This window comes from Streptomyces sp. NPDC057617 (genome assembly GCF_042800555.1).
GTDB lineage: Bacteria > Actinomycetota > Actinomycetes > Streptomycetales > Streptomycetaceae > Streptomyces.
Map to the genome: position 1 here is coordinate 462,511 of NZ_JBHVGV010000006.1, position 18,906 is coordinate 481,416.

12 protein-coding genes are annotated in these 18,906 nt (G+C 72.7%); 7 read left to right on the forward strand and 5 right to left on the reverse strand.

The genetic code is table 11. From position 1 onward, the window contains the following. Nucleotides 1–183: 183 nt before the first annotated feature. From ACFU9P_RS18355 to ACFU9P_RS18370, 4 genes are all read right to left on the reverse strand, one after another. On the reverse strand, nucleotides 184–861 hold the full coding sequence (locus ACFU9P_RS18355) for an LPXTG cell wall anchor domain-containing protein (RefSeq protein ID WP_376374253.1): 678 nt from the start codon (nucleotides 859–861) through the stop codon (nucleotides 184–186). A 269-nt stretch (nucleotides 862–1,130) separates the two neighbouring features. Further along, nucleotides 1,131–2,237 carry a peptide chain release factor 2 gene (gene prfB / locus ACFU9P_RS18360; RefSeq protein WP_376374256.1) on the reverse strand — a complete coding sequence of 369 codons (1,107 nt, stop codon included), beginning with the start codon at nucleotides 2,235–2,237 and terminating at the stop codon, nucleotides 1,131–1,133. Nucleotides 2,238–2,688: 451 nt separating this feature from the next. Next, nucleotides 2,689–3,873 carry a serine/threonine-protein kinase gene (locus ACFU9P_RS18365; RefSeq protein ID WP_376374259.1) on the reverse strand — a complete coding sequence of 395 codons (1,185 nt, stop codon included), beginning with the start codon at nucleotides 3,871–3,873 and terminating at the stop codon, nucleotides 2,689–2,691. Between the two features lie 107 nt (nucleotides 3,874–3,980). Beyond that, entirely contained in the window at nucleotides 3,981–5,660 is a 1,680-nt protein-coding gene (locus ACFU9P_RS18370; RefSeq protein ID WP_384081769.1) for a serine/threonine-protein kinase, read from the reverse strand. Nucleotides 5,661–6,129: 469 nt separating this feature from the next. Between ACFU9P_RS18370 and ACFU9P_RS18375 the strand changes: the two genes are divergently transcribed. The 4 genes from ACFU9P_RS18375 (at nucleotide 6,130) to ACFU9P_RS18390 (ending at nucleotide 14,609) form a co-directional block, all read left to right on the forward strand. After that, nucleotides 6,130–10,581 carry an FHA domain-containing protein gene (locus ACFU9P_RS18375; RefSeq protein ID WP_384081772.1) on the forward strand — a complete coding sequence of 1,484 codons (4,452 nt, stop codon included), beginning with the start codon at nucleotides 6,130–6,132 and terminating at the stop codon, nucleotides 10,579–10,581. Nucleotides 10,582–10,839: 258 nt separating this feature from the next. Beyond that, complete coding sequence (locus ACFU9P_RS18380) at nucleotides 10,840–12,240, forward strand: ABC transporter substrate-binding protein (protein WP_384081776.1); 1,401 nt, start codon at nucleotides 10,840–10,842, stop codon at nucleotides 12,238–12,240. 4 nt (nucleotides 12,241–12,244) lie between these two features. Further along, complete coding sequence (locus ACFU9P_RS18385) at nucleotides 12,245–13,591, forward strand: carbohydrate ABC transporter permease (protein WP_384081779.1); 1,347 nt, start codon at nucleotides 12,245–12,247, stop codon at nucleotides 13,589–13,591. A gap of 214 nt (nucleotides 13,592–13,805) precedes the next feature. Then, entirely contained in the window at nucleotides 13,806–14,609 is an 804-nt protein-coding gene (locus tag ACFU9P_RS18390; RefSeq protein WP_376374374.1) for a carbohydrate ABC transporter permease, read from the forward strand. Nucleotides 14,610–14,860: 251 nt separating this feature from the next. On the opposite strand, the gene ACFU9P_RS18395 is transcribed toward ACFU9P_RS18390, so the two are convergent. Then, a complete protein-coding gene (locus tag ACFU9P_RS18395; RefSeq protein WP_376374273.1) occupies nucleotides 14,861–15,469 on the reverse strand; it encodes a TetR/AcrR family transcriptional regulator in 609 nt (202 codons plus the stop codon). A 259-nt stretch (nucleotides 15,470–15,728) separates the two neighbouring features. Between ACFU9P_RS18395 and ACFU9P_RS18400 the strand changes: the two genes are divergently transcribed. Genes ACFU9P_RS18400 through ACFU9P_RS18410 form a run of 3 tightly spaced genes read left to right on the forward strand, consistent with a single transcriptional unit; the run spans nucleotide 15,729 to nucleotide 18,890 of the window. After that, nucleotides 15,729–16,682, forward strand: a complete 954-nt coding sequence (locus tag ACFU9P_RS18400; protein WP_384081784.1) for an ABC transporter permease — start codon at nucleotides 15,729–15,731, stop codon at nucleotides 16,680–16,682. After that, entirely contained in the window at nucleotides 16,588–17,487 is a 900-nt protein-coding gene (locus ACFU9P_RS18405) for an ABC transporter ATP-binding protein (protein ID WP_376374278.1), read from the forward strand. The genes ACFU9P_RS18400 and ACFU9P_RS18405 overlap by 95 nt, the downstream gene beginning before the upstream one ends. Nucleotides 17,488–17,543: 56 nt before the next feature. Beyond that, nucleotides 17,544–18,890: a glycosyltransferase family 87 protein gene (locus ACFU9P_RS18410; RefSeq protein ID WP_384081787.1), complete on the forward strand. Its 1,347-nt coding sequence runs from the start codon at nucleotides 17,544–17,546 to the stop codon at nucleotides 18,888–18,890. The last annotated feature ends 16 nt before the right edge of the window (nucleotides 18,891–18,906 follow it).

The window sequence follows — 18,906 nt, forward strand, 5'->3', positions numbered from 1 at the left end:
GACCCGTCTGGGGGGGGGGGGGGGGGGGGGGTGGGGGGGGGGGGGGGGAAACGGGTGGGGGAAAAACCGAAAGGGGGGAGGGGGGGGGGCAGGAAACGGGGGGGGGGCCTTCCCGGGCCCCTCGTGCCTGTTCTGGCTCCTGGCCGGTCCCCCGCTGACGAGGGCCCGGCCGTCCGTACGCGCTTACGCGACCGTACGGCCACCGCCCACCAGACGCGGCAGCATCCGGAAGCCGATACCGCCCGCGATCATGGTCGCGGCACCGATCAGCAGGAACGAGGTCTCGGCGGCGCCGGTCTCCGCCAGCTCCTCCTTGGCCGAACCCTGCTGGACCGGCTGGGAGCCGGCGCTGTCGGTGTCGGTGTTGTCGACGCACTCGGCGCCGTCGAGGTCGACGGTGCAGGTGCCCGCGCCCTCGTCGCCACCCGTACCGCCGCCGTTACCGCCGGTACCGCCACCCTCACCGGGCTTGGTCGGCGTGCTCGGGTCACCGGTCGGCTCTTCGGTCGGGTTCTCGGTCGGCTCCTCCGCCGGAGGGTCGGTCGGCTCCTCGGCGGGCGGGTCCGTCGGCTCCTCGGCCGGCGGGTCGGTCGGCTCCTCGGCCGGCGGGTCCGTGGGCTCCTCGGCGGGAGGATCGGTCGGCTCCTCCTCCGGCGGGTCCGGGATCTCGCTCGGCGGCGCCGTCGGAGTGTCGGTCGGGTCGTCTCCGATACCGGTGAGGCCGACATCGACGGAGACACCCGCGACATCGACTCCGATACCGGCGGCCTGAGCGGCGCCCGCGATGGTCAGCGAGGCGCCGGCGGCGATCACCGCACCGGCCGCCACGCGTGCCACGCGGATCCGCGTCTTCTTGGTCATCTGCTTGCTACCCCCAGTAGCTCATTCGTCATCGGTGCAGCGCCCGGCGCAGCGGCCACGAGGGTCCGTCGTACTCCGCCCCCGGTCTCACGCGCCTCGGAATTACGCATGCCGCGCGCCAGCTTTCCGACTTTTCATATACGCGTCAAGGTGGTTGCGAGCGCGATGACCGTTATCGCGTCAGTTGTCCCGCGCCGGGCCGGGAACTGTGACGAAAAAGGGAACTGCCGCCCCGTAGGCGGCAGTTCCCTTGTCGACAAAGCGTGAGTTTACTTCTCCTGCTGCTTGCGCCAGCGAATTCCCGCTTCCAGGAAACCGTCGATCTCGCCGTCGAGCACGCTCTGCGGATTGCCCACCTCGAAGTCGGTCCGCAGGTCCTTGACCATCTGGTAAGGGTGCAGAACGTACGAACGCATCTGGTTGCCCCAGGAGTTGCCGCCGTCGCCCTTGAGCGCGTCCATCTTCGCCTGCTCCTCCTGGCGGCGGCGTTCGAGCAGCTTCGCCTGGAGGACGTTCATGGCGCTCGCCTTGTTCTGGATCTGCGAGCGTTCGTTCTGGCAGGAGACGACGATGCCGGTGGGGAGGTGCGTGATACGGACCGCGGAGTCCGTGGTGTTGACGCCCTGTCCGCCGGGTCCCGAGGCGCGGTAGACATCCACGCGCAGCTCGGACTCGTCGATCTCGACATGGTCGCTGGACTCGACGACCGGGAGCACCTCGACCCCGGCGAAGGAGGTCTGACGGCGGCCCTGGTTGTCGAACGGCGAGATACGGACGAGCCGGTGGGTGCCCTGCTCGACGGAGAGCGTGCCGTACGCGTAGGGCGCCTTGACGACGAAGGTGGTCGACTTGATGCCGGCCTCTTCCGCGTACGACGTCTCGTACACCTCGGTGCCGTAGCTGTGCCGCTCGGCCCACCGCAGATACATGCGCTGGAGCTGCTCGGCGAAGTCGGCGGCGTCGACGCCGCCCGCCTCGGCGCGGATGTTGACGAGCGCCTCGCGCTCATCGTACTCGCCGGACAGGAGCGTACGGACCTCCATCTCGTCCAGCGCCTTGCGCACCGACTCCAGCTCGGACTCGGCCTCGGCCCGGGTGTCCGGGTCGTCCTCGGCCTCGGCCAGCTCGAAGAGCACTTCGAGGTCGTCGATCCGCCCGCGGAGCGCCTCCGTCTTGCGGACCTCGGCCTGGAGGTGCGAGAGCTTGCTGGTGATCTTCTGCGCCGCCTCCGGGTCGTCCCAGAGGGACGGGGCCGCGGCCTGCTCTTCCAGCACGGCGATGTCGGCCCTCAGTTTGTCGAGGTCCAGGACGGCCTCGATCGACCCCATGGTCGAGGAGAGGGACTTCAGCTCTTCGGATACATCGACGACTGCCACGCCACCAGCCTAGCCCCTCTTTTTTTGGGCTCGGTTCGCCTCCCGGGCGCTCATGTCGGTGCCGACGGTCGACCGTGCTCGGTCCGCTCGTACCTCGCTACCCTGCGCGCTCTCCCTTTCGGCACCGACCGCGCCCCTTCGGCTCACTCGCCGGGCGTCCGGCAGCGGCCCGCACATGGTCCGTACCCCAGGCGGTCGGGGTGACCGGGCCCCGCGCGAGGCTCCGCCCGGCCGCTGCGGTGACGTCGATGTCCGGGCCCCGCACGGCCGCCGGCGAGTGAGCCGAAGGGCGCCGGGCGCTGTCGAAAGGGAGGCTGTGCTCAATATGCGGCTCCGCCGCGTGGGCGCAGGCCCCGAGGTACGAGGGGGCGAGCACGGTCGACCGTCGACAGGGTCTTGAGGCGCCCGGAGGCGAACCGAGCCTCCAAAAAAAGGGGGGGCGAACCGAGCCTCAAGAAAAAACAGCCAGCCAGCCGCCTGCGGCTACGGCTATGACCACCAGTGCCACCACCACCCCCAGTGTGAGTCGGCGCTTCCGGACCGTCTCCGCCTTGTGGCGGGCCGAGCCCGGCCTGCGCTGGCCCGGGGAGCGGGGGGCGCGGGCCGTGCCGCGGGCGCCGCCGGCCAGTTCGTCGGGGCCCGGGACGCGCATGCTCGTGTGCGTGTCCCGGTTGGAGTCGGGTGCCGCGCCCGGGACCAGGGGGACCGCGCCCCGGCGGCGCGGCTCCTCGGGGGCGACCGGCCCCCGCTCCTCGTACGCCGCCGGCTCGGCCGGCTCCGCGTCGGGCTCGTCCACGTCCAGCGGGGGGATGCCCGCCAGCGACGGGAGCTGCTCGCGCAGCCGCGCCGCCAGCTCGGAGGCGCGCAGCCGGGACGCCGGGGCCTTCGCCAGGCACTGGACGAGGAGCTGCCACAGCTCCTCGGGGATACCGGGCAGCGGAACGACGGTCTCGGTGACATGCCGGCGCAGTACGGCCCCGGGGTGCCCGCCGCCGAACGGGGTGAAGCCGGCGAGCAGCTCGTACAGCACCGTGGCCAGCGCGTAGATGTCGACGGCGGCGCGCGGCGGCAGCCCCTCGACGATCTCGGGCGCCAGGTAGTCGGGCGTGCCGATGATCCTGGTCGCCTTGGTGCGCCGGGGGGTGTCGATCAGCTTGGCGACCCCGAAGTCGGTGAGCAGCGCGGGGTGCGCGCCGCCGGGGCCGAGCGGGCCCTCCATGTCGAGCAGGATGTTCTCCGGCTTGACATCGCGGTGGACGACCCCGGCCGCGTGCGCGGCGGCGAGGCCGTCGGCGACATCGGCGATGATCGCGACGGCGGCCTCGGGGGCGAGCCTGCGCTCGCGCTCCAGCCGGGTGCGCAGATCCGTGCCGCGGACGAGCTGCATGACGAGCGCCAGGTCATTGCCGTCCACGACGAGATCGCGGACGCCGACCACCCGCGGGTGGTCGAGACCGAGCAGGGCGGTGCGCTCCTGTACGAAGCGCCCGACCAGCTCCTGGTCCGAGGCGAGGTCCTCGCGCAACAGCTTGATGGCGACGGGTCCTTCGGGCCCCTCGCCGAGCCACACCGTGCCGGCGCTGCCCCGCCCCAGAATCTGATGGGCGGTGTACCGGCTGCCGATATTCCGTGCCAAGACTGCTCCCTCAGCGGCTGGCGTTGCCCATCAAAGTACGCGGGTACCGGGGTGTTCCGTACGGGTTCCGGGCGTTGTCACCCCTGGGGTCTCTGTCCGGCCCGGGATCACTGCCCGGGGACGGAACCCGTACCCGATCCGGAACCGGTGCCCGGGTCGGAACCGCCCAGCTCCGAGAACCAGTTGGTCACCGCCGTGAACGCGTCACTTATGGCTGACCAGTAGCTCTTGCCCTCGGCGATCCAGTCCTGAAGCGGGGTCAGTTCCCAGACCAGCCAGCCCGCGACGAAGAGCAGGACGAGCGTGAACAGACAGCCCTTGAGGCAGCCCAGGCCCGGGATGCGCATCGGGTTCGCGCTGCGCTGCCGCGGCTGGCGCGGGGCCGGCTGCTGGGGCGGCGGCTGCGGAGGCGCGTACTGCTGTTGCTGCGGGGGCGGCGCGTACCGCTGCTGCTGGGGAGGCTGCGGGGCGTACGGCTGCGGCTGCCGCTGAGGGCGCTGCTGGCGTACGGGCGGCGGCGGGGGCTGCTGCTGCCGGGGCGCCTGCGGGCGCTGCGGGCGGCGGCGCAGCGGGTCCTGGTCCGGGTCCAGATACTGGACCTGCGTCTGTTCGTTGCGGTCGCGCGCGGCCTGGAGCTGGCTCTGCCAGGGGTGCGGACCCTCCGGCTCGGGGGTCCCGTCGGGGCGCGGCGGTACGGGCGGCATGACCGCGGTCGGGTCGGCGGCGCCCGACGGCCCGCCGAATCCGGGACCGCCGGGGCCCACGCCGCCGGAGGGCAGGACGCTGGTGGCCGCGTTCGGATCGTACGAGCCGGCGTTGCCCGGCAGGACCTGGGTGGGGTCGGCGGCGCCCGGAAGGTCGGGCACCGGCGCGGGCGCCGGGTCGGGCGCGAGCAGCGCGCCGACCCCCAGCGCGGCGTCGACCTGGGCGGGGGTGGAGTGCACCCCGACCCCGGCGGCGACGGTCCGCAGGGCGCGGGCGAGGTTCTGGGCGCTGGGCCGCTGGGCGGGGTCCTTGCGCAGACAGCGCTCTATGACCGTCCACAGCGGCTCGGGCACGGTGGTGGGGCGGCGGGGCTCCTCGCTGAGATGGCGGTGGAGCACCTCCAGCGCGGTCGCGCCCGCGAACGGCGGACGGCCTGTGACCAATTCGTACAGCAGGATGCCCGCACCGTAGATGTCGACGGCGGAGGTCTGCGGGCGGCCCTCGGCGGACTCCGGCGCGACATAGGCGGGGGTGCCGACGAACTCGTGCGTACGGGTCAGGCCCGGGGAGTCCGCGAGGCGCGCGATGCCGAAGTCGGTGAGCATCGGGTGCATCTCGCCGCCGGCGTCCTTGAGGAGGACGTTGGCGGGCTTGAGGTCCCGGTGCACGACGCCGTCGGCGTGGCTGGCGGCGAGCGCGTCCGCGATCTGGGCGGTCAGCAGGGCCGCGGCGACCGGGGAGAACGGGCCGTTGTCCCGCAGATAGCGGTGCAGATCGGGGCCGTCGACCAGGTCCATGACCAGCGCGAGGAGATCGCCCTCGACGACCAGATCGCGGGTGCGGACGATATTGGGGTGCGTGAGGCGGAGCAGTACGGAGCGCTCGCGCAGGAAGCGCATCACGACATCCGCGTCGTTCGCCAGCTCCTCCTTGAGGACCTTGATCGCGACGGTCTCGCCCGGCTGGCCGGCGACGGCCGCCTCGGCGCCCGCGGCCTCACGCTGGCGGGCACGCCAGACGGTGCCCGTGGCGCCGCGGCCGAGGGGCTCCTCTAGCAGGTACTTGCTGCCTACCGGCCGCACGTCATGCGCTCCCTGCTGGTGATGGTCGGGTCAGTGCCCCGGGCGCCCCGGGCCTGCGACCCACTTTAGACCGCCCGAACGGGTCACCGAGCGGATCGGCGGGGGGATCACCGGTCGGTCATCTTCCGCTCCCACTCCGGTCGTGTTCGGAGACAAGACGCTCACATAGTGCGGACGGTTGCCGAACAGCAGGTCGGAGTGGCTCGCAGATGATCACAAGCCGTCCCGAAGCGACATTCAAGCAGGTACTTTTGCGCCAACAGCCGACTATTCAAGATCACTTGGCGTCGGCCGCCGGGCGTGTTGTCAGTGGCAGGTGCGAGGATGCCTCCAGCGCGCGAAGGTGTGGCGGGGGGCCACGCCGTCCGTGCCGACCTGTACCGGGCGACGCGTCCGTGCGTGGTGGGGGGAAGAGATTCAGGGCAGTTCCCCTGCCGGGCACCCCGCGCAGAAGGGACCGCTGACGGCGATGCAGATCCGGCTGACCGTCCTCGCTCCGCACGGCGGGCATGCCGCCGCGCGCGCGTGCGATGTGCTCGTCACCGCCCCGGCCGGGACGGCGCTGGCCGCCGTCGCCTCCGGCCTCGCCACCGCCGTCTCGGGCCCGGACGCCTCGGGCGCGGTCGTCCTGTACGCGGGCAGGGAGCGGCTGGACGCCCAGCGCCGCACGCTCGGCGAACCGCCGCTGATCGACGGAGCGGTGCTCTCGCTCCAGGTCCCCGGGGAGGACGACGCACCGGCGGACGACGCGCCGACGCAGCTCCATGTGGTGGCGGGGCCGGACGCGGGCGGGGTGCATCTGCTGCACGGCGGGCGGATCAGGATCGGCCGCTCCGCCGACGCGGATGTGCCGCTGGACGACCCTGATGTGTCGCGGATCCACTGTGCGGTGACAGTCGGCGAGGACGGCCGGGTGTCGGTGGCGGACCTGGGCTCCACGAACGGTACGACGCTGGAGGGCGCGCCCGTCGGCGAGCGCCCGGTCCCGCTGCCGCCCGGCGCGCTGCTGCGGCTCGGCGAATCGGCGCTGCGGCTCACCTCGGGCGAGCGCCCGCCCGTACTGCCCACGGCACCGGACGGCGAGGGCCACCTGCGGATCGTCCGCACGGACGGGCCTCCGGGGTCTTCGGGTACGGGCGGTCCGGCCGCGGCACCGGGGAGCGGGCCGACGACGGGTGCGTACGGCACGGGCGGATTCGGCACGGACGGCTCGGAGTACGGCCCGGAGGGCGCCTCGCCGGGCCCGCAGTACGGCAGCGGCCTGCGCGAACCCGCACCGGACGGGCCGGTCCGCGGCGACCAGGGGCGTGACGGCCAGGGGCGTGGCGAAAGTCATACGGGGCGGGGTTACGGCGGCTCGGTCCCGGCGGGCGCGTCCAGCCGGGTCCTGGGCCCCCAGTACGGCAACCCGCCGGGCGCCCCACGGGTCCCCGACCCCCGCACCGCCGACACCCACTACGGCTTCCGCGGCCGCATGGAGCCCCCGTCCGACGACTCCCACACCAGGGCCACCACCCCGGACCCGTCGGAGGCCACACCGTCCCGCCACCCGGGGGCGGCTCCGGGGGACAGCACCCCGTACGAGCACACGGGCACGGGACCGGACGACCCGTGGCAGACCGGTACGAGCAGCGGGCGCGGGCGGCACGCGGGCAGCGGACCGGACGACGGCACCGCATGGCAGAGCGGCGGAGGCCCGGCCGAGGAGACCCCGTACCGGCAGTCCGGCGCGGGACAAGCGGGGCAGCCGGGGCAACCGGACGGCTCCGCCTGGCCGACGGGCACCGGACCGGACGACTCCTGGCGCACCGACGCGAGCATGTCGGACGGCCGCGCGCGGCCGTCAGGCACAGGCGCAGGACCGGACGACAGCACCCCCTGGCGCACCGGCTCAGGGCCCGCCGACAGCACCTCGTACGGGCACGGCCTCGGCGGGCCCGGTTCCGGCGTCCCGGCGCAAGGGAGCGCGGGCGCCGCCGATGGCCACGCCCGCCACGCGGGCACCCCGTACAGCGCCGGTTCCGCGTCCGGTTCCGGTTCCGCTTCCGGCGACGACGGGCCGCAGGGGCACAGCCGTACGGGCGGCGCCCGGCGGCAGGGCACGCCTCCGCGGGGGACCGAGGCGCCCGAGGCCGCGGCCCGGAGGCGGGGCGGGATAGGCGCCTGGGCGCGGCGGCTCGCCGGCGGGCGGGACGAGGAGCCCGCCGCAGCCGGGGACGGCGGCCCCGGGAGCACGGCCGGAGCCGCGGGGCAGGGCCGGCCCGAGACCTGTCCGGACCCGGCCGCCGTGCTGCTGACCGCGCTCGGTCCAGGACCCCGGCTCTGGGAGCGGGACAGCCGCCACCCCGACGCCCTTGTCGTCCGGCTGGGCACCGCGGACCGCCCGGCCGCCGCCGCGCCGGTGACGGTCTGTCTGCGCGAGGCCGGTTCGCTCGCCCTCGCGGGCCCCCGGGAGCGGATCAGCGGCATGGCGCGCTGGGCCGTGGCGCAGCTCGCCGCGCTGCACTCCCCCGCCGACCTGGAGATCGTCCTGATCAGTACGGACCGGACGCGCACCCTGGAGGAGCGCCGGGACGACTGGGGCTGGCTCGGCTGGCTCCCCCATGTACGGCCCGCGCACGGCCAGGACTGCCGGCTGCTGCTCGCCTACGACCGTGACCAGGCGGCAGCCAGGACGGCCGAGCTGACCCGCCGGCTGGACGACGGCCCGCTGGGCACCGGCTGGGCCTCGGCCGACCCCTGGACCATCACGGAGGCCGCGGCCCGCCACGACGGCCCGTACACGCTGGTGATCGTCGACGGCGATCCCGGTTCCGCCGCGCTGCGCGAGACGACGGCGCAGCTCGCGGGGGCGGGGGCCGCCGCCGGTATCCATCTGCTCTGTCTCGCCGAGACCCCGGCCGCCTCACCGCTCTCGCCGGTCGCCGCGACGTACGAGACGGCGTGCGCGGCCTCGCTCCCGTTCCGTGAGTGCGGGGCGGTCGCCCTGCTGAGCGGTGATGTGGCCACCACGCTGCGGCTGCTCCGTACGTCCGTGGGGCAGCCGACGGGTCATGGCACGGTCGCGGTGGTGGACGCGGTGTCGGCGGCCTGGGCCGAGCGGTTCGGCCGGGCGCTGGCGCCGCTGCGCGCTGCGGCGGGCAGCGGCAGGAGCCGTCCCACGGCCGTGCTGCCCCGGTCGGCCAGGCTGCTCGACGAGCTGGGCCTGGCGCGGGCCACCCCGGCGTCGCTGATGGCGCGTTGGGCGTCGGCGGCGGACCGTACGGGCGACTGCACGGCCGTCCTCGGCGCCGGGCCGCGCGGTCCGCTCAGCGTCGATCTGACCGAGGAGGGCCCGCATCTGCTGATCGAGGGCCCGCCGGGCAGCGGCCGTACGGAACTGCTGCGGTCCGTCGCCGCCTCGCTGGCCGCCGCAGGTCCGCCGGACCAGCTGGGGCTGCTGCTGGTCGACGGCGCGGGGGGCGAGCGCGGCGAGGGCCTCTCGGCCTGTACGGAACTGCCGCATGTGACCGAGCACTTGATCGCCTCCGACCCCGTCAGAATGCGCGAGTTCGCGCAGGCCCTGGGCGCCGAACTGAAGCGCCGCGCCGAGCTGCTGGGCCGGTCGGACTTCGCGGAGTGGCACAGGGAATGGGGCGCCGCCCAGGACACACGCGAGGTCCCGGACCGGTTGACCGGCCAACGCGGCGCCGGTACGGACCGCTTGACCGCCCAGCGCGCGCCGGGCGTCGACGCGCCGACCGGCCGGCATGCCCCCGGCGCCGACGCGCCCATCGGCCGGCACACCTCGGGCGGCGACCAGTCGACCGGCCGGCATGCCCTGGGCGGCGACGGACCGGCCGACCAACGCGGCCCGGCCACCGACCGGTTCGCGGACCAGCGCTCTTCGGCCACCGACCGTTTCGCCGACCAGCGCACTCCGAGCGGCGACCGGTTCTCGGACCAGCGCGCCCCGAGCGGCGACGGCCTGATGGGGCAGCGCGGACCCACCGCCGACCAGACGATGGGCCGGCGCACGCCCGGCGCCGACCGGTTCCCCGACCGTTTCCCCGGTCAACGCACCGTCGGCACCGACCGGTTGACCGATCAGCGCACCCCCGGCCCGGACCCGATGACGGGTCGGCGCGCCCCAAGCCCCGACCCGTCGACCGGCCGCCGTATCCCCGGCGCCGACGCGCCCGCCGGCTCGTACGCCCCGAGCCCCGACCGGCCGGCCGGCCGTCACGCCCAGGCCGCCCCTGAGCAGCGCTCCCCGCGCCGCGCCGAGTCCCGTGTCGATCTGCCCGAGCAGCAGCAGGACGGGCCGCGCGCCGACCCCGAAGCCGCCGCCCGGGGCGCGGTCCGGCTCCGTACCGCCGCCGGGAGCCCCGGCCACGGACAGCGTCCCGCGCCCCTGCCCCGGCTCGTCGTGCTCGTCGACGACTTCGACGCGCTGGTCGCGCCCGCGCTCGGCAGCCCGGGCCGCCCGGCGGCCGGTTCGGTCGTACGGGCCCTGGAGGCCGTGGCCAGGGACGGCGAGCGCCTCGGCGTGCATCTCGTCGCGGCCTCGGCGCGCCCCGACCGTACCGTCGACACCGAGCTGGCGCAGGGCGCCAGGCTGCGGGTCGTGCTGGACGCCCCGCCCGTCGCGCCCTCCCCCGACGATCCGGCGCCGGGCCGCGGCCGGCTGGGGCATCCGGACGGCCGGGTCACCCCGTTCCAGGGCGGCCGGGTCACCGGCCGTATCCCCCGTACGGCCACGCTCAGGCCCACCGTGGTGGTGCTGGAGTGGGAGCGGATGGGCGATCCGCCCGCCCGCCGGCCGGTGAGGGAGCTGGGCAACGGACCGACGGATCTCGCCCTGCTCGCCAGCGCCCTGGACCGGGCCGCGCGTTCGGTCGACGCCGTCCCGGTCGCCCCGCTGACCCCCGCTCACCCGTGAGCATCTCCTGACCGTCCCCCGCCCGCCCCGCAAATCCTGAGGCACACATCCCGGAAACCCTGAAGATCCCTTTACGTCCGCAGCGCCACGTCACGAGCCCATCACGATCAAGGAGTTGACGCCGGTAACAGTATTGCGACGGCAGATCACCGGGCGTAGGACTGTCCGCACGGGACGAGAGCAGCGCCGCCACGTCACGGCCGCGAAGCCGTTCCACACGCGTAGATCCGTACGCACTAGGACAGAGACGGGGCAGTGATGGGTACAACTCGTAGGGCACGCAGGGCTCTTGGCACCGGCAGGGGGCGGCTCGGCACCCGCAGGGCCGCCGTGGCGGCCGTCGCCGCCGGCGCCCTGGCACTCACCGGTTGCAGCAGCGGCGACTCGGGCGACGACAAGGGCTCGGACACCGGCGCGAGCAAGGAACCGGCGGCCAGTGTCCAACTGCCCCAGCTCAAGGGCGAGACCATCCAGGTCGCCGCGGTCTGGACCGGCCCCGAGCAGGAGAACTTCACCAAGGTCCTGACGGAGTTCGAGAAGCGCACCGGCGCGAAGGTCACCTTCGTCCCCGCGCAGGACCCGATCGTCAACTTCCTCGGTACGAAGATCGCCGGCGGCAGCCCGCCTGATGTGGCGATGCTGCCGCAGGTCGGCGCGATCCAGCAGGCCGTCGAGAAGAAGTGGGCCAAGCCGGTCGGCGCCGAGGCGAAGGCCCAGCTCGCCAAGAACTACGGCCAGGTGTGGCAGGACCTCGGCTCGGTGGACGGCGAGCAGTACGGCGTGTACTTCAAGGCCGCCAACAAGTCGCTGGTCTGGTACAACAACGCCGCGTTCGAGAACGCGGGCGCCTCGGCCCCCGCGACCTGGCCCGACTTCCTGGCCACGGCCGAGACCATCTCGGCGTCGGGCGTCACCCCGGTCTCGGTCGGCGGCGCGGACGGCTGGACCCTCACCGACTGGTTCGAGAACATCTATCTCTCCCAGGCCGGCCCGGAGAAGTACGACCAGCTCGCCAAGCACGAGATCAAGTGGACCGACGGCTCCGTGCGGGACGCGCTCACCACCCTCGGCCAGCTCTTCGGCAAGCCGAACCTGATCGCGGGCGGCGCCGACGGCGCGCTCCAGACCGAGTTCCCCGCCTCCGTCACGCAGACCTTCACCGGCGGCGACCAGCCCAAGGCCGCGATGGTCTTCGAGGCCGACTTCGTCGGCGCCATGATCGGTGAGACCGAGGCCAAGATCGGTACGGACGCCAAGGTCTTCCCGTTCCCGGCGGTGGGCCCCGAGGCCCCGGTGGTGACCGGCGGCGACGCGGCCGTGGCGCTCAAGGACAGCAAGGGCGCGCAGGCGCTGCTGACCTTCCTGGCCTCGACGGACGCCGCGAAGATCTGGGCGGAGGCGGGCGGCTTCATCTCGCCGAACAAGTCCCTGGACGGCGCCGCGTACCCGAACGAGGTGCAGCGCGGTATCGCCAAGGCCCTGATCGACGCGGGCGACAATGTCCGCTTCGACATGTCGGACCAGGCGCCGCAGTCGTTCGGCGGTACGCCCGGCAAGGGCGAGTGGAAGACGCTCCAGGACTTCCTCAAGAACCCGAAGGACATCGCGGGCGCCCAGCAGAAGCTGGAATCGGACGCGGCCAAGGCGTACCAGAGCTGACGCGGTGACAACGGCGACAACGGGGGGCACCGTGCCGGTGCCCCCCGGCTCAGGCAAACGCAAGAGCGTGACAGGCACACGTAAACTCGTCGCGGCCGGCTTCCTGCTGCCCGCGCTGGTACTGCTCGGCGCGCTCGTGGTCTACCCCATCGGGTTCTCGGTCTACCGGTCCTTCTTCGACAAGTCCGGCGACAGCTTCGCCGGTCTCGACAACTATGTGGAGATCTTCACCGACGACACCATCCTGACCGCGGTCCAGAACAACGCGGTCTGGGTGGTGGTGGCGCCCACCGTCGCCACCGCGCTCGGGCTGATCTTCGCCGTACTCACCGAACGGGTGCGCTGGGGCACGGCGTTCAAGCTGATCGTCTTCATGCCGATGGCGATCTCGATGCTCGCTTCGGGCATCATCTTCCGGCTGGTGTACGAGCAGGATCCCGACCGCGGCGTCGCCAACGCGGTCTGGGTGGGCGTGCACGACACCTTCAACGAGTCGGCGGGCTTCCCCAACGCCCATCCGCTGCCGGTCCATCCGCTGAAGCCGGCGGGCGGCGGCGCGTTCATCACCAAGGACCCGGTGAGCGCGGGCAGCGTCGTCCAGCTCCCGCTGGTCGGGGTGGCGCCCGCGAAGATGCCCTCCGACGCGGCGCCCGCCAAGGCGCCCGCGGCGGAGGACGGCCGGGTCACCGGCACCGCCTGGCTGGACTTCACCAAGGGCGGCGGCGGCAAGCCCAATGTCATCGACCCCCAGGAACTAGGCCTCCCGGGCATGACGGTGGAGGCGGTCAAGGACGGCAAGGTCGTGGCCTCGGCGAAGGCCGGTGCCGACGGTACGTTCAGCCTCCCCGCGGCCGCGGACGGAGCCCAGCTCCGGCTTCCCGAGGCCAACTTCAGGGAGCCGTACAACGGTGTGGACTGGCTCGGTCCCTCCCTGGTCACCCCGGCGATCATCGGCAGCTATCTGTGGATGTGGGCCGGGTTCGCGATGGTGCTGATCGCGGCGGGTCTGGCGAGCGTGCCCCGCGAACTCATGGAAGCCGCGCGGGTGGACGGCGCGAACGAGTGGCAGGTCTTCCGGCGGATCACCGTGCCGCTGCTGGCACCGGTCCTCGCGGTCGTGATGGTCACGCTGATGATCAATGTGCTGAAGATCTTCGACCTGGTCTTCATCATCGCGCCGGGCTCGTCGCAGGACGACGCGAATGTGCTGGCGCTCCAGCTCTACCGCTCGTCGTTCGGCACGGACGCGGATCTCGGCGTGGGCAGCGCGATCGCCGTACTGCTGCTCCTGCTGGTGATCCCGGTGATGCTCTTCAACGTGCGGCGCATGCGAAAGGAGACCCGCCGGTGAACGCCAACCGTCTCCTCGCCCCCGCGCACTGCCGGGGGTCCGGGGGTCGCCCCCCGGGACAGCACAGCAACGTGCGGCGCATACGAAGGGAGACCCGCCGGTGACCACAAAAGCTGAGACGGTCCCGGTGGCCGCGAACGGCCGGAGCGATCAGCCGGTCAAGGCGCGGCAGTCCCTCGCCGGCCGGATCGCCGCTCGCGCGGGCGGCGGGGCCATGCGGGTCTTCCTCGTCCTCGTCGGCCTGTTCTGGCTGATGCCGACCATCGGGCTGCTGCTCTCCTCGCTGCGTGACTCCTCGGACATCGCGGCGAGCGGCTGGTGGAAGGTCTTCACGGCCCCCGCCCAGCTCACCACGGAGAACTACGCGCAGCTCCTCGACAACGACATCATCACCAACTCCCTGCTCTCCACCATCCTGATCACCGTCCCCTCGACGGTCCTGGTCGTGGTGATCGGCTCGCTCGCCGGATACGCCTTCGCGTGGATGGAGTTCCCCGGCCGCGACTGGTGGTTCCTGGTGGTCGTGGGGCTGCTGGTGGTGCCGGTGCAGGTCGCGCTCGTACCGGTCTCGAAGCTGTTCGGCGCCATCGGCATCTTCGAGACGACCTTCGGCGTGGTCATCTTCCATGTCTCCTTCGGTCTCCCCTTCGCGATCTTCCTGCTCAGGAACTTCTTCGCGGAGATCCCGAGGGAGCTGCTGGAGGCCGCCCGGCTCGACGGGGCGGGCGAGATACGGCTGTTCGCGCGGGTCGTGATGCCGCTGGGCGGTCCGGCGATCGCCTCGCTCGGCATCTTCCAGTTCCTGTGGGTCTGGAACGACATGCTGGTCGCGCTGATCTTCGCCGACTCGGAGAGCCCGCCGATCACGGTCGCGCTCTCGCAGCAGGTACGGCAGTTCGGCAACAACATCGATGTCCTGGCGCCGGGTGCCTTTGTCTCGATGGTGATTCCGCTGGTCGTGTTCTTCGCGTTCCAGCGGCAGTTCGTGACGGGTGTGATGGCGGGAGCCGTCAAGTAGCCCTGAGCTGAGAAGCGGGAGAGGGCCGGTCGCGGGACGACCGGCCCTCTTCGGCGTTTCACGGCGTTTACGTCGGAAGGCCGGGCCGGGCGGCGAGGGCTCCGGTCCGCGCGCGTGCGGTCCGATCCGGCGCGTGTGCAGTCCGCGCCGTACGGTCCGGTCCGGTTCGCGCCGCGCAGGTACGGTACGGTCCGCGCCGGGTGCCTTCCGCGTACGTTCCGGTAGCCCCACGTACGTTCCGTTCCGGTACGTCAGGTACGGCGCAGCGCCGCCACCGCCGAGGCCGCCAGGTCGTCCAGATACCCCTTGGGCAGATCGCCCCGTACAACCACCAGCCGCCAGTAGAGCGGCCCGACGATCAGGTCCAGCGCCCGGTCGGCGTCGGCGCCCTCGGGGAGTTCGCCCCGTTCGACCGCCTCCCGGACGATCACCGCGGCGATGCCCCGCTGCCCGTCCAGCAGCGCCGTCCTGATCGCGTCGGCGATCTCGGGCTGACGGGCCGCCTCCACCAGCAGATCCGGGATGACCTGCGAGGCCACCGGGTGGCGCAGGGCGTGCGAGGCCACTTCGAGCAGGGCGCGCACATCGCCGTACAGCGAACCGGTCGCGGGGGCGGGCAGCCCCTGTGACGCGAAGGCCGAGACCAGGTCGAGGACGAGCGCCAGCTTGGACTTCCAGCGCCGGTAGACGGCGGTCTTGCCGACCCCGGCCCGGCGCGCGATGCCCTCGATGGACATCCGGGCGAACCCGACCGCGGCCAGCTCCTCGAAGACGGCGGCGCGGATGGCGTCGGTCACATCCTCCCGGAGCACGGCGGCTCCCGCGGGGACGCGGCGTGAGGTGCGGGGGTCCGTGGTCATGAACACCGAGCATAGCGTGACCGCGGCGTCACGACGAGACGGTTGCGTTCCGGCGTACTCCGTCCTACCTTTGGCGTTGCGACGATACGGATCCGTTCCGACGTAATCATCTCGCAAAAACCTGGTAAGCGTCCGCCCTCCCACGGCGCCCGGCGCCCCAGCCCCCGCAATCCGTACGCCCGCAGTACGCCCGTACGCTCCCAGCTCACCAGCCCCCCCAGCCACCAGGCCCAGCCACCGCCCGAAAGCCGACATCTCCGTGAGCCAGCCGATCGCACCGACCGCACCGGTCCCGGATCCGGACCCCCTCCTCGACCGGACGCCCGGCGCAGCCACCGACACCGACACCGACCTCAGCGCCCTCGCCCGCCGCCACGGACTGACCGTGAGCGGCGCCCGCCCCACCCTGCCCGCGTACCTCCGCGGCCTCTGGTCCCGGCGCCACTTCATCACCGCCTTCGCCACCGCCCGGCTCACTGCCCAGTACAGTCAGGCCAAGCTCGGCCAGCTCTGGCAGATCATGACCCCGCTGCTCAACGCGACGGTCTACTACTTCATCTTCGGAGTGCTGCTCGGCACCAAGAACGGTGTGCCGGACTTCGTCCCGTTCCTGGTCACGGGCGTCTTCATCTGGACCTTCACCTCCAGCTCGATCATGGCGGGCACCCGCGCGATATCGGGCAACCTCGGTCTCGTACGGGCGCTCCACTTCCCGCGCGCCGCCCTGCCCGTCGCCCTCGCCCTCCAGCAGCTCCAGCAACTCCTGTTCTCCCTGGGCGCGCTGGCGGTAATCCTGGTCTGCTTCGGCGAGTACCCGAAGCCGAGCTGGCTGCTGATCGTGCCGGTCCTGGTGCTCCAGTCCCTGTTCAACACCGGGGTCTCGATGGCCGTGGCGCGGCTGGCGGCCAGGACCCCGGACATCTCCCAGCTCATGCCCTTCGTCCTGCGCACCTGGATGTACACGTCGGGCGTGATGTGGAGCGTCGACAAGGTGGCCGGCAACGGCCGGCTGCCGCATGCCGTCACGGTGGCCCTGGAGTGCAATCCGGCCGCCGTCTACATCGACCTGACGCGCTTCGCGCTCATCGACAGCTTCACCGCCGCCCGGCTGCCCCCGCATGTCTGGGCCGTCGCCGCCGGCTGGGCGCTGCTCGCCGGAATCGGCGGGTTCCTGTTCTTCTGGAAGGCCGAGGAGGAGTACGGACGTGGCTGACCGCATCCCCGCCGGCGCGGGACACACCCCCGCCGTCCCCGAACGTGTCCCCACCGTCGTCGCCGACGGGGTCCACATCACCTATACGGTCCATGGCACCCGGGGCGGCCGCGGCAGCGCCACCTCCGCCCTGAGCCGGATCGTCACCCGCCGGGCCACCCCGGGCGCCCGTCAGGTCCATGCCGTACGGGGTGTCAGCTTCGCCGCGTACAAGGGCGAGGCGATCGGTCTGATCGGCTCCAACGGCTCGGGCAAGTCGACCCTGCTCAAGGCGGTCGCGGGACTGCTCCCGCCGACCCGCGGCAAGGTCTTCACCCGGGGCCAGCCCTCGCTCCTCGGGGTCAACGCGGCCCTGATGAGCGATCTCACCGGCGAGCGCAATGTCATCCTCGGCGGGCTGGCCATGGGCATGTCGCGCGAGCAGATCCGCGAGCGCTACGACGCCATCGTGGAGTTCTCCGGGATCAACGAGAAGGGGGACTTCATCTCCCTGCCGATGCGGACCTACTCCTCGGGCATGGGTGCCCGGCTGCGTTTCTCGATCGCTGCCGCCAAGAGCCATGAGGTCCTGCTGATCGACGAGGCGCTCTCCACCGGCGACGCGAAGTTCCAGCGGCGCAGCCAGGAGCGCATCGCGGAGCTGCGCAAGGAGGCCGGGACGGTCTTTCTCGTCAGCCACAGCAACAAGACCATCACCGAGACGTGTGACAGGGCGCTCTGGCTGGAGTCGGGAACGCTGCGGATGGACGGCCCGGCGGCGGAGGTCGTCGCGGCCTACGAGGAGTTCACAGCCAAGAAGAAGTAGGGCAAGCAGGGATGAGCATGACTTAAGGTCGAAAAAGCGGGCTAGGGTGCCGGTCGATGACAAACCCTCCGACCGGCACGGCCGACACCCCCGAGCCCACGCCCGCCCGCGCCCCCGCCCCGCCGCGCGCTTCTTCCCGTACGGAAGAGATCCCGATCGCTCCGCCTGTCCAAGGCGCGCTCCTCACCTGGTCCACCTGGTCCATCTGGACCTCATGGGCCACCTGGTCCACCCCCGCCGTCTGGACCCTCTGGGCCGTGACCCGGCTGGCGATGCTCCATCTGGTCCTTCATGACACCCTCGGCGTGGGCGCGGTCGGCCGCGAGGTGTACGGGGTCTACCGGCGCTGGTACGAGCAGCTCAAGCTCGGCTCCTTCCCCGTCGACGACGCGACCTGGCAGTATCCGCCCGGCGCCGGGGCCGTACTGCTCTCCCCCGCGCTGCTGCCCTGGCTGACCTACTTCCAGGCGTTCATCGCCCTGGCCCTGCTCTCCGACGCGGTCATCACCTTCGCGCTGGTACGGGCCGGCCGCCCGGCCGGATCCTCGGCCGCCGGGGCCTGGCTCTGGGCGGGCGGCTTACCGCTGCTGCTGCACACCCCTCTCGTACGGTACGACGTGCAGGCCACCGCCCTCGCCGTCCTCGCCCTGCTCGCCGTACGCCGCCACCCCCGCACCGGCGGGGCGCTGGCCGGGCTCGGCGCGATGGTGAAGGTCTGGCCGGCGCTGACCCTGCTGGGCACCCCGCGCGGCCGTACCACGCGCGCCGCCTGGACCTCCGCCGCGGCCGGCGCCCTCGTACTGCTTGGCGTCCTCGCCCTGAACTTCGGGCACCCACTGGACTTTCTGCGCCAACAGGGCGGCCGGGGCATCCAGATCGAGTCGCTCGGCGGCACCGCGCTCTCCCTGGCGCGGCTGGCGGGCTGGTCCGGCCGGGTCGAATACCGTTACGGCGCCTTCGAGTTCACCGGCCCGCATGTGACGGCCGTATCCCTGGCGGCCCTGCTGCTGACCGCCTCGGCGTTCTGCTGGCTGCTCCTCTGGCGAGTACGCGCCAGACACTGGACGGCGGCCACCCCCTTCGACGCGGCGCTGACGGCCGTACTCCTCTTCACCGTCACCAGCCGGGTGATCAGCCCGCAGTATCTGATCTGGCTGCTGGGCCTGGCCGCGGTCTGCCTGACCTGTCGGGGAACGACCCAGCGCCCGGTCGCCCTGCTGCTGCTCCCCGCGACCGTCCTCAGCGCCCTCGGCTATCCGGTGCTGTATCTGGATGTCATGGCCGTGACCCCGCTGGGCTGTGTGGTGATGGCGCTCAGAAACGGCCTTCTGCTCGCCGCGGCCCTGCTGGCCTGCCGACGCCTGTGGACCGGAACGCGATGGGGTGCGCCCGGCTCATCCTGAGCCCGGCGCACCCTCA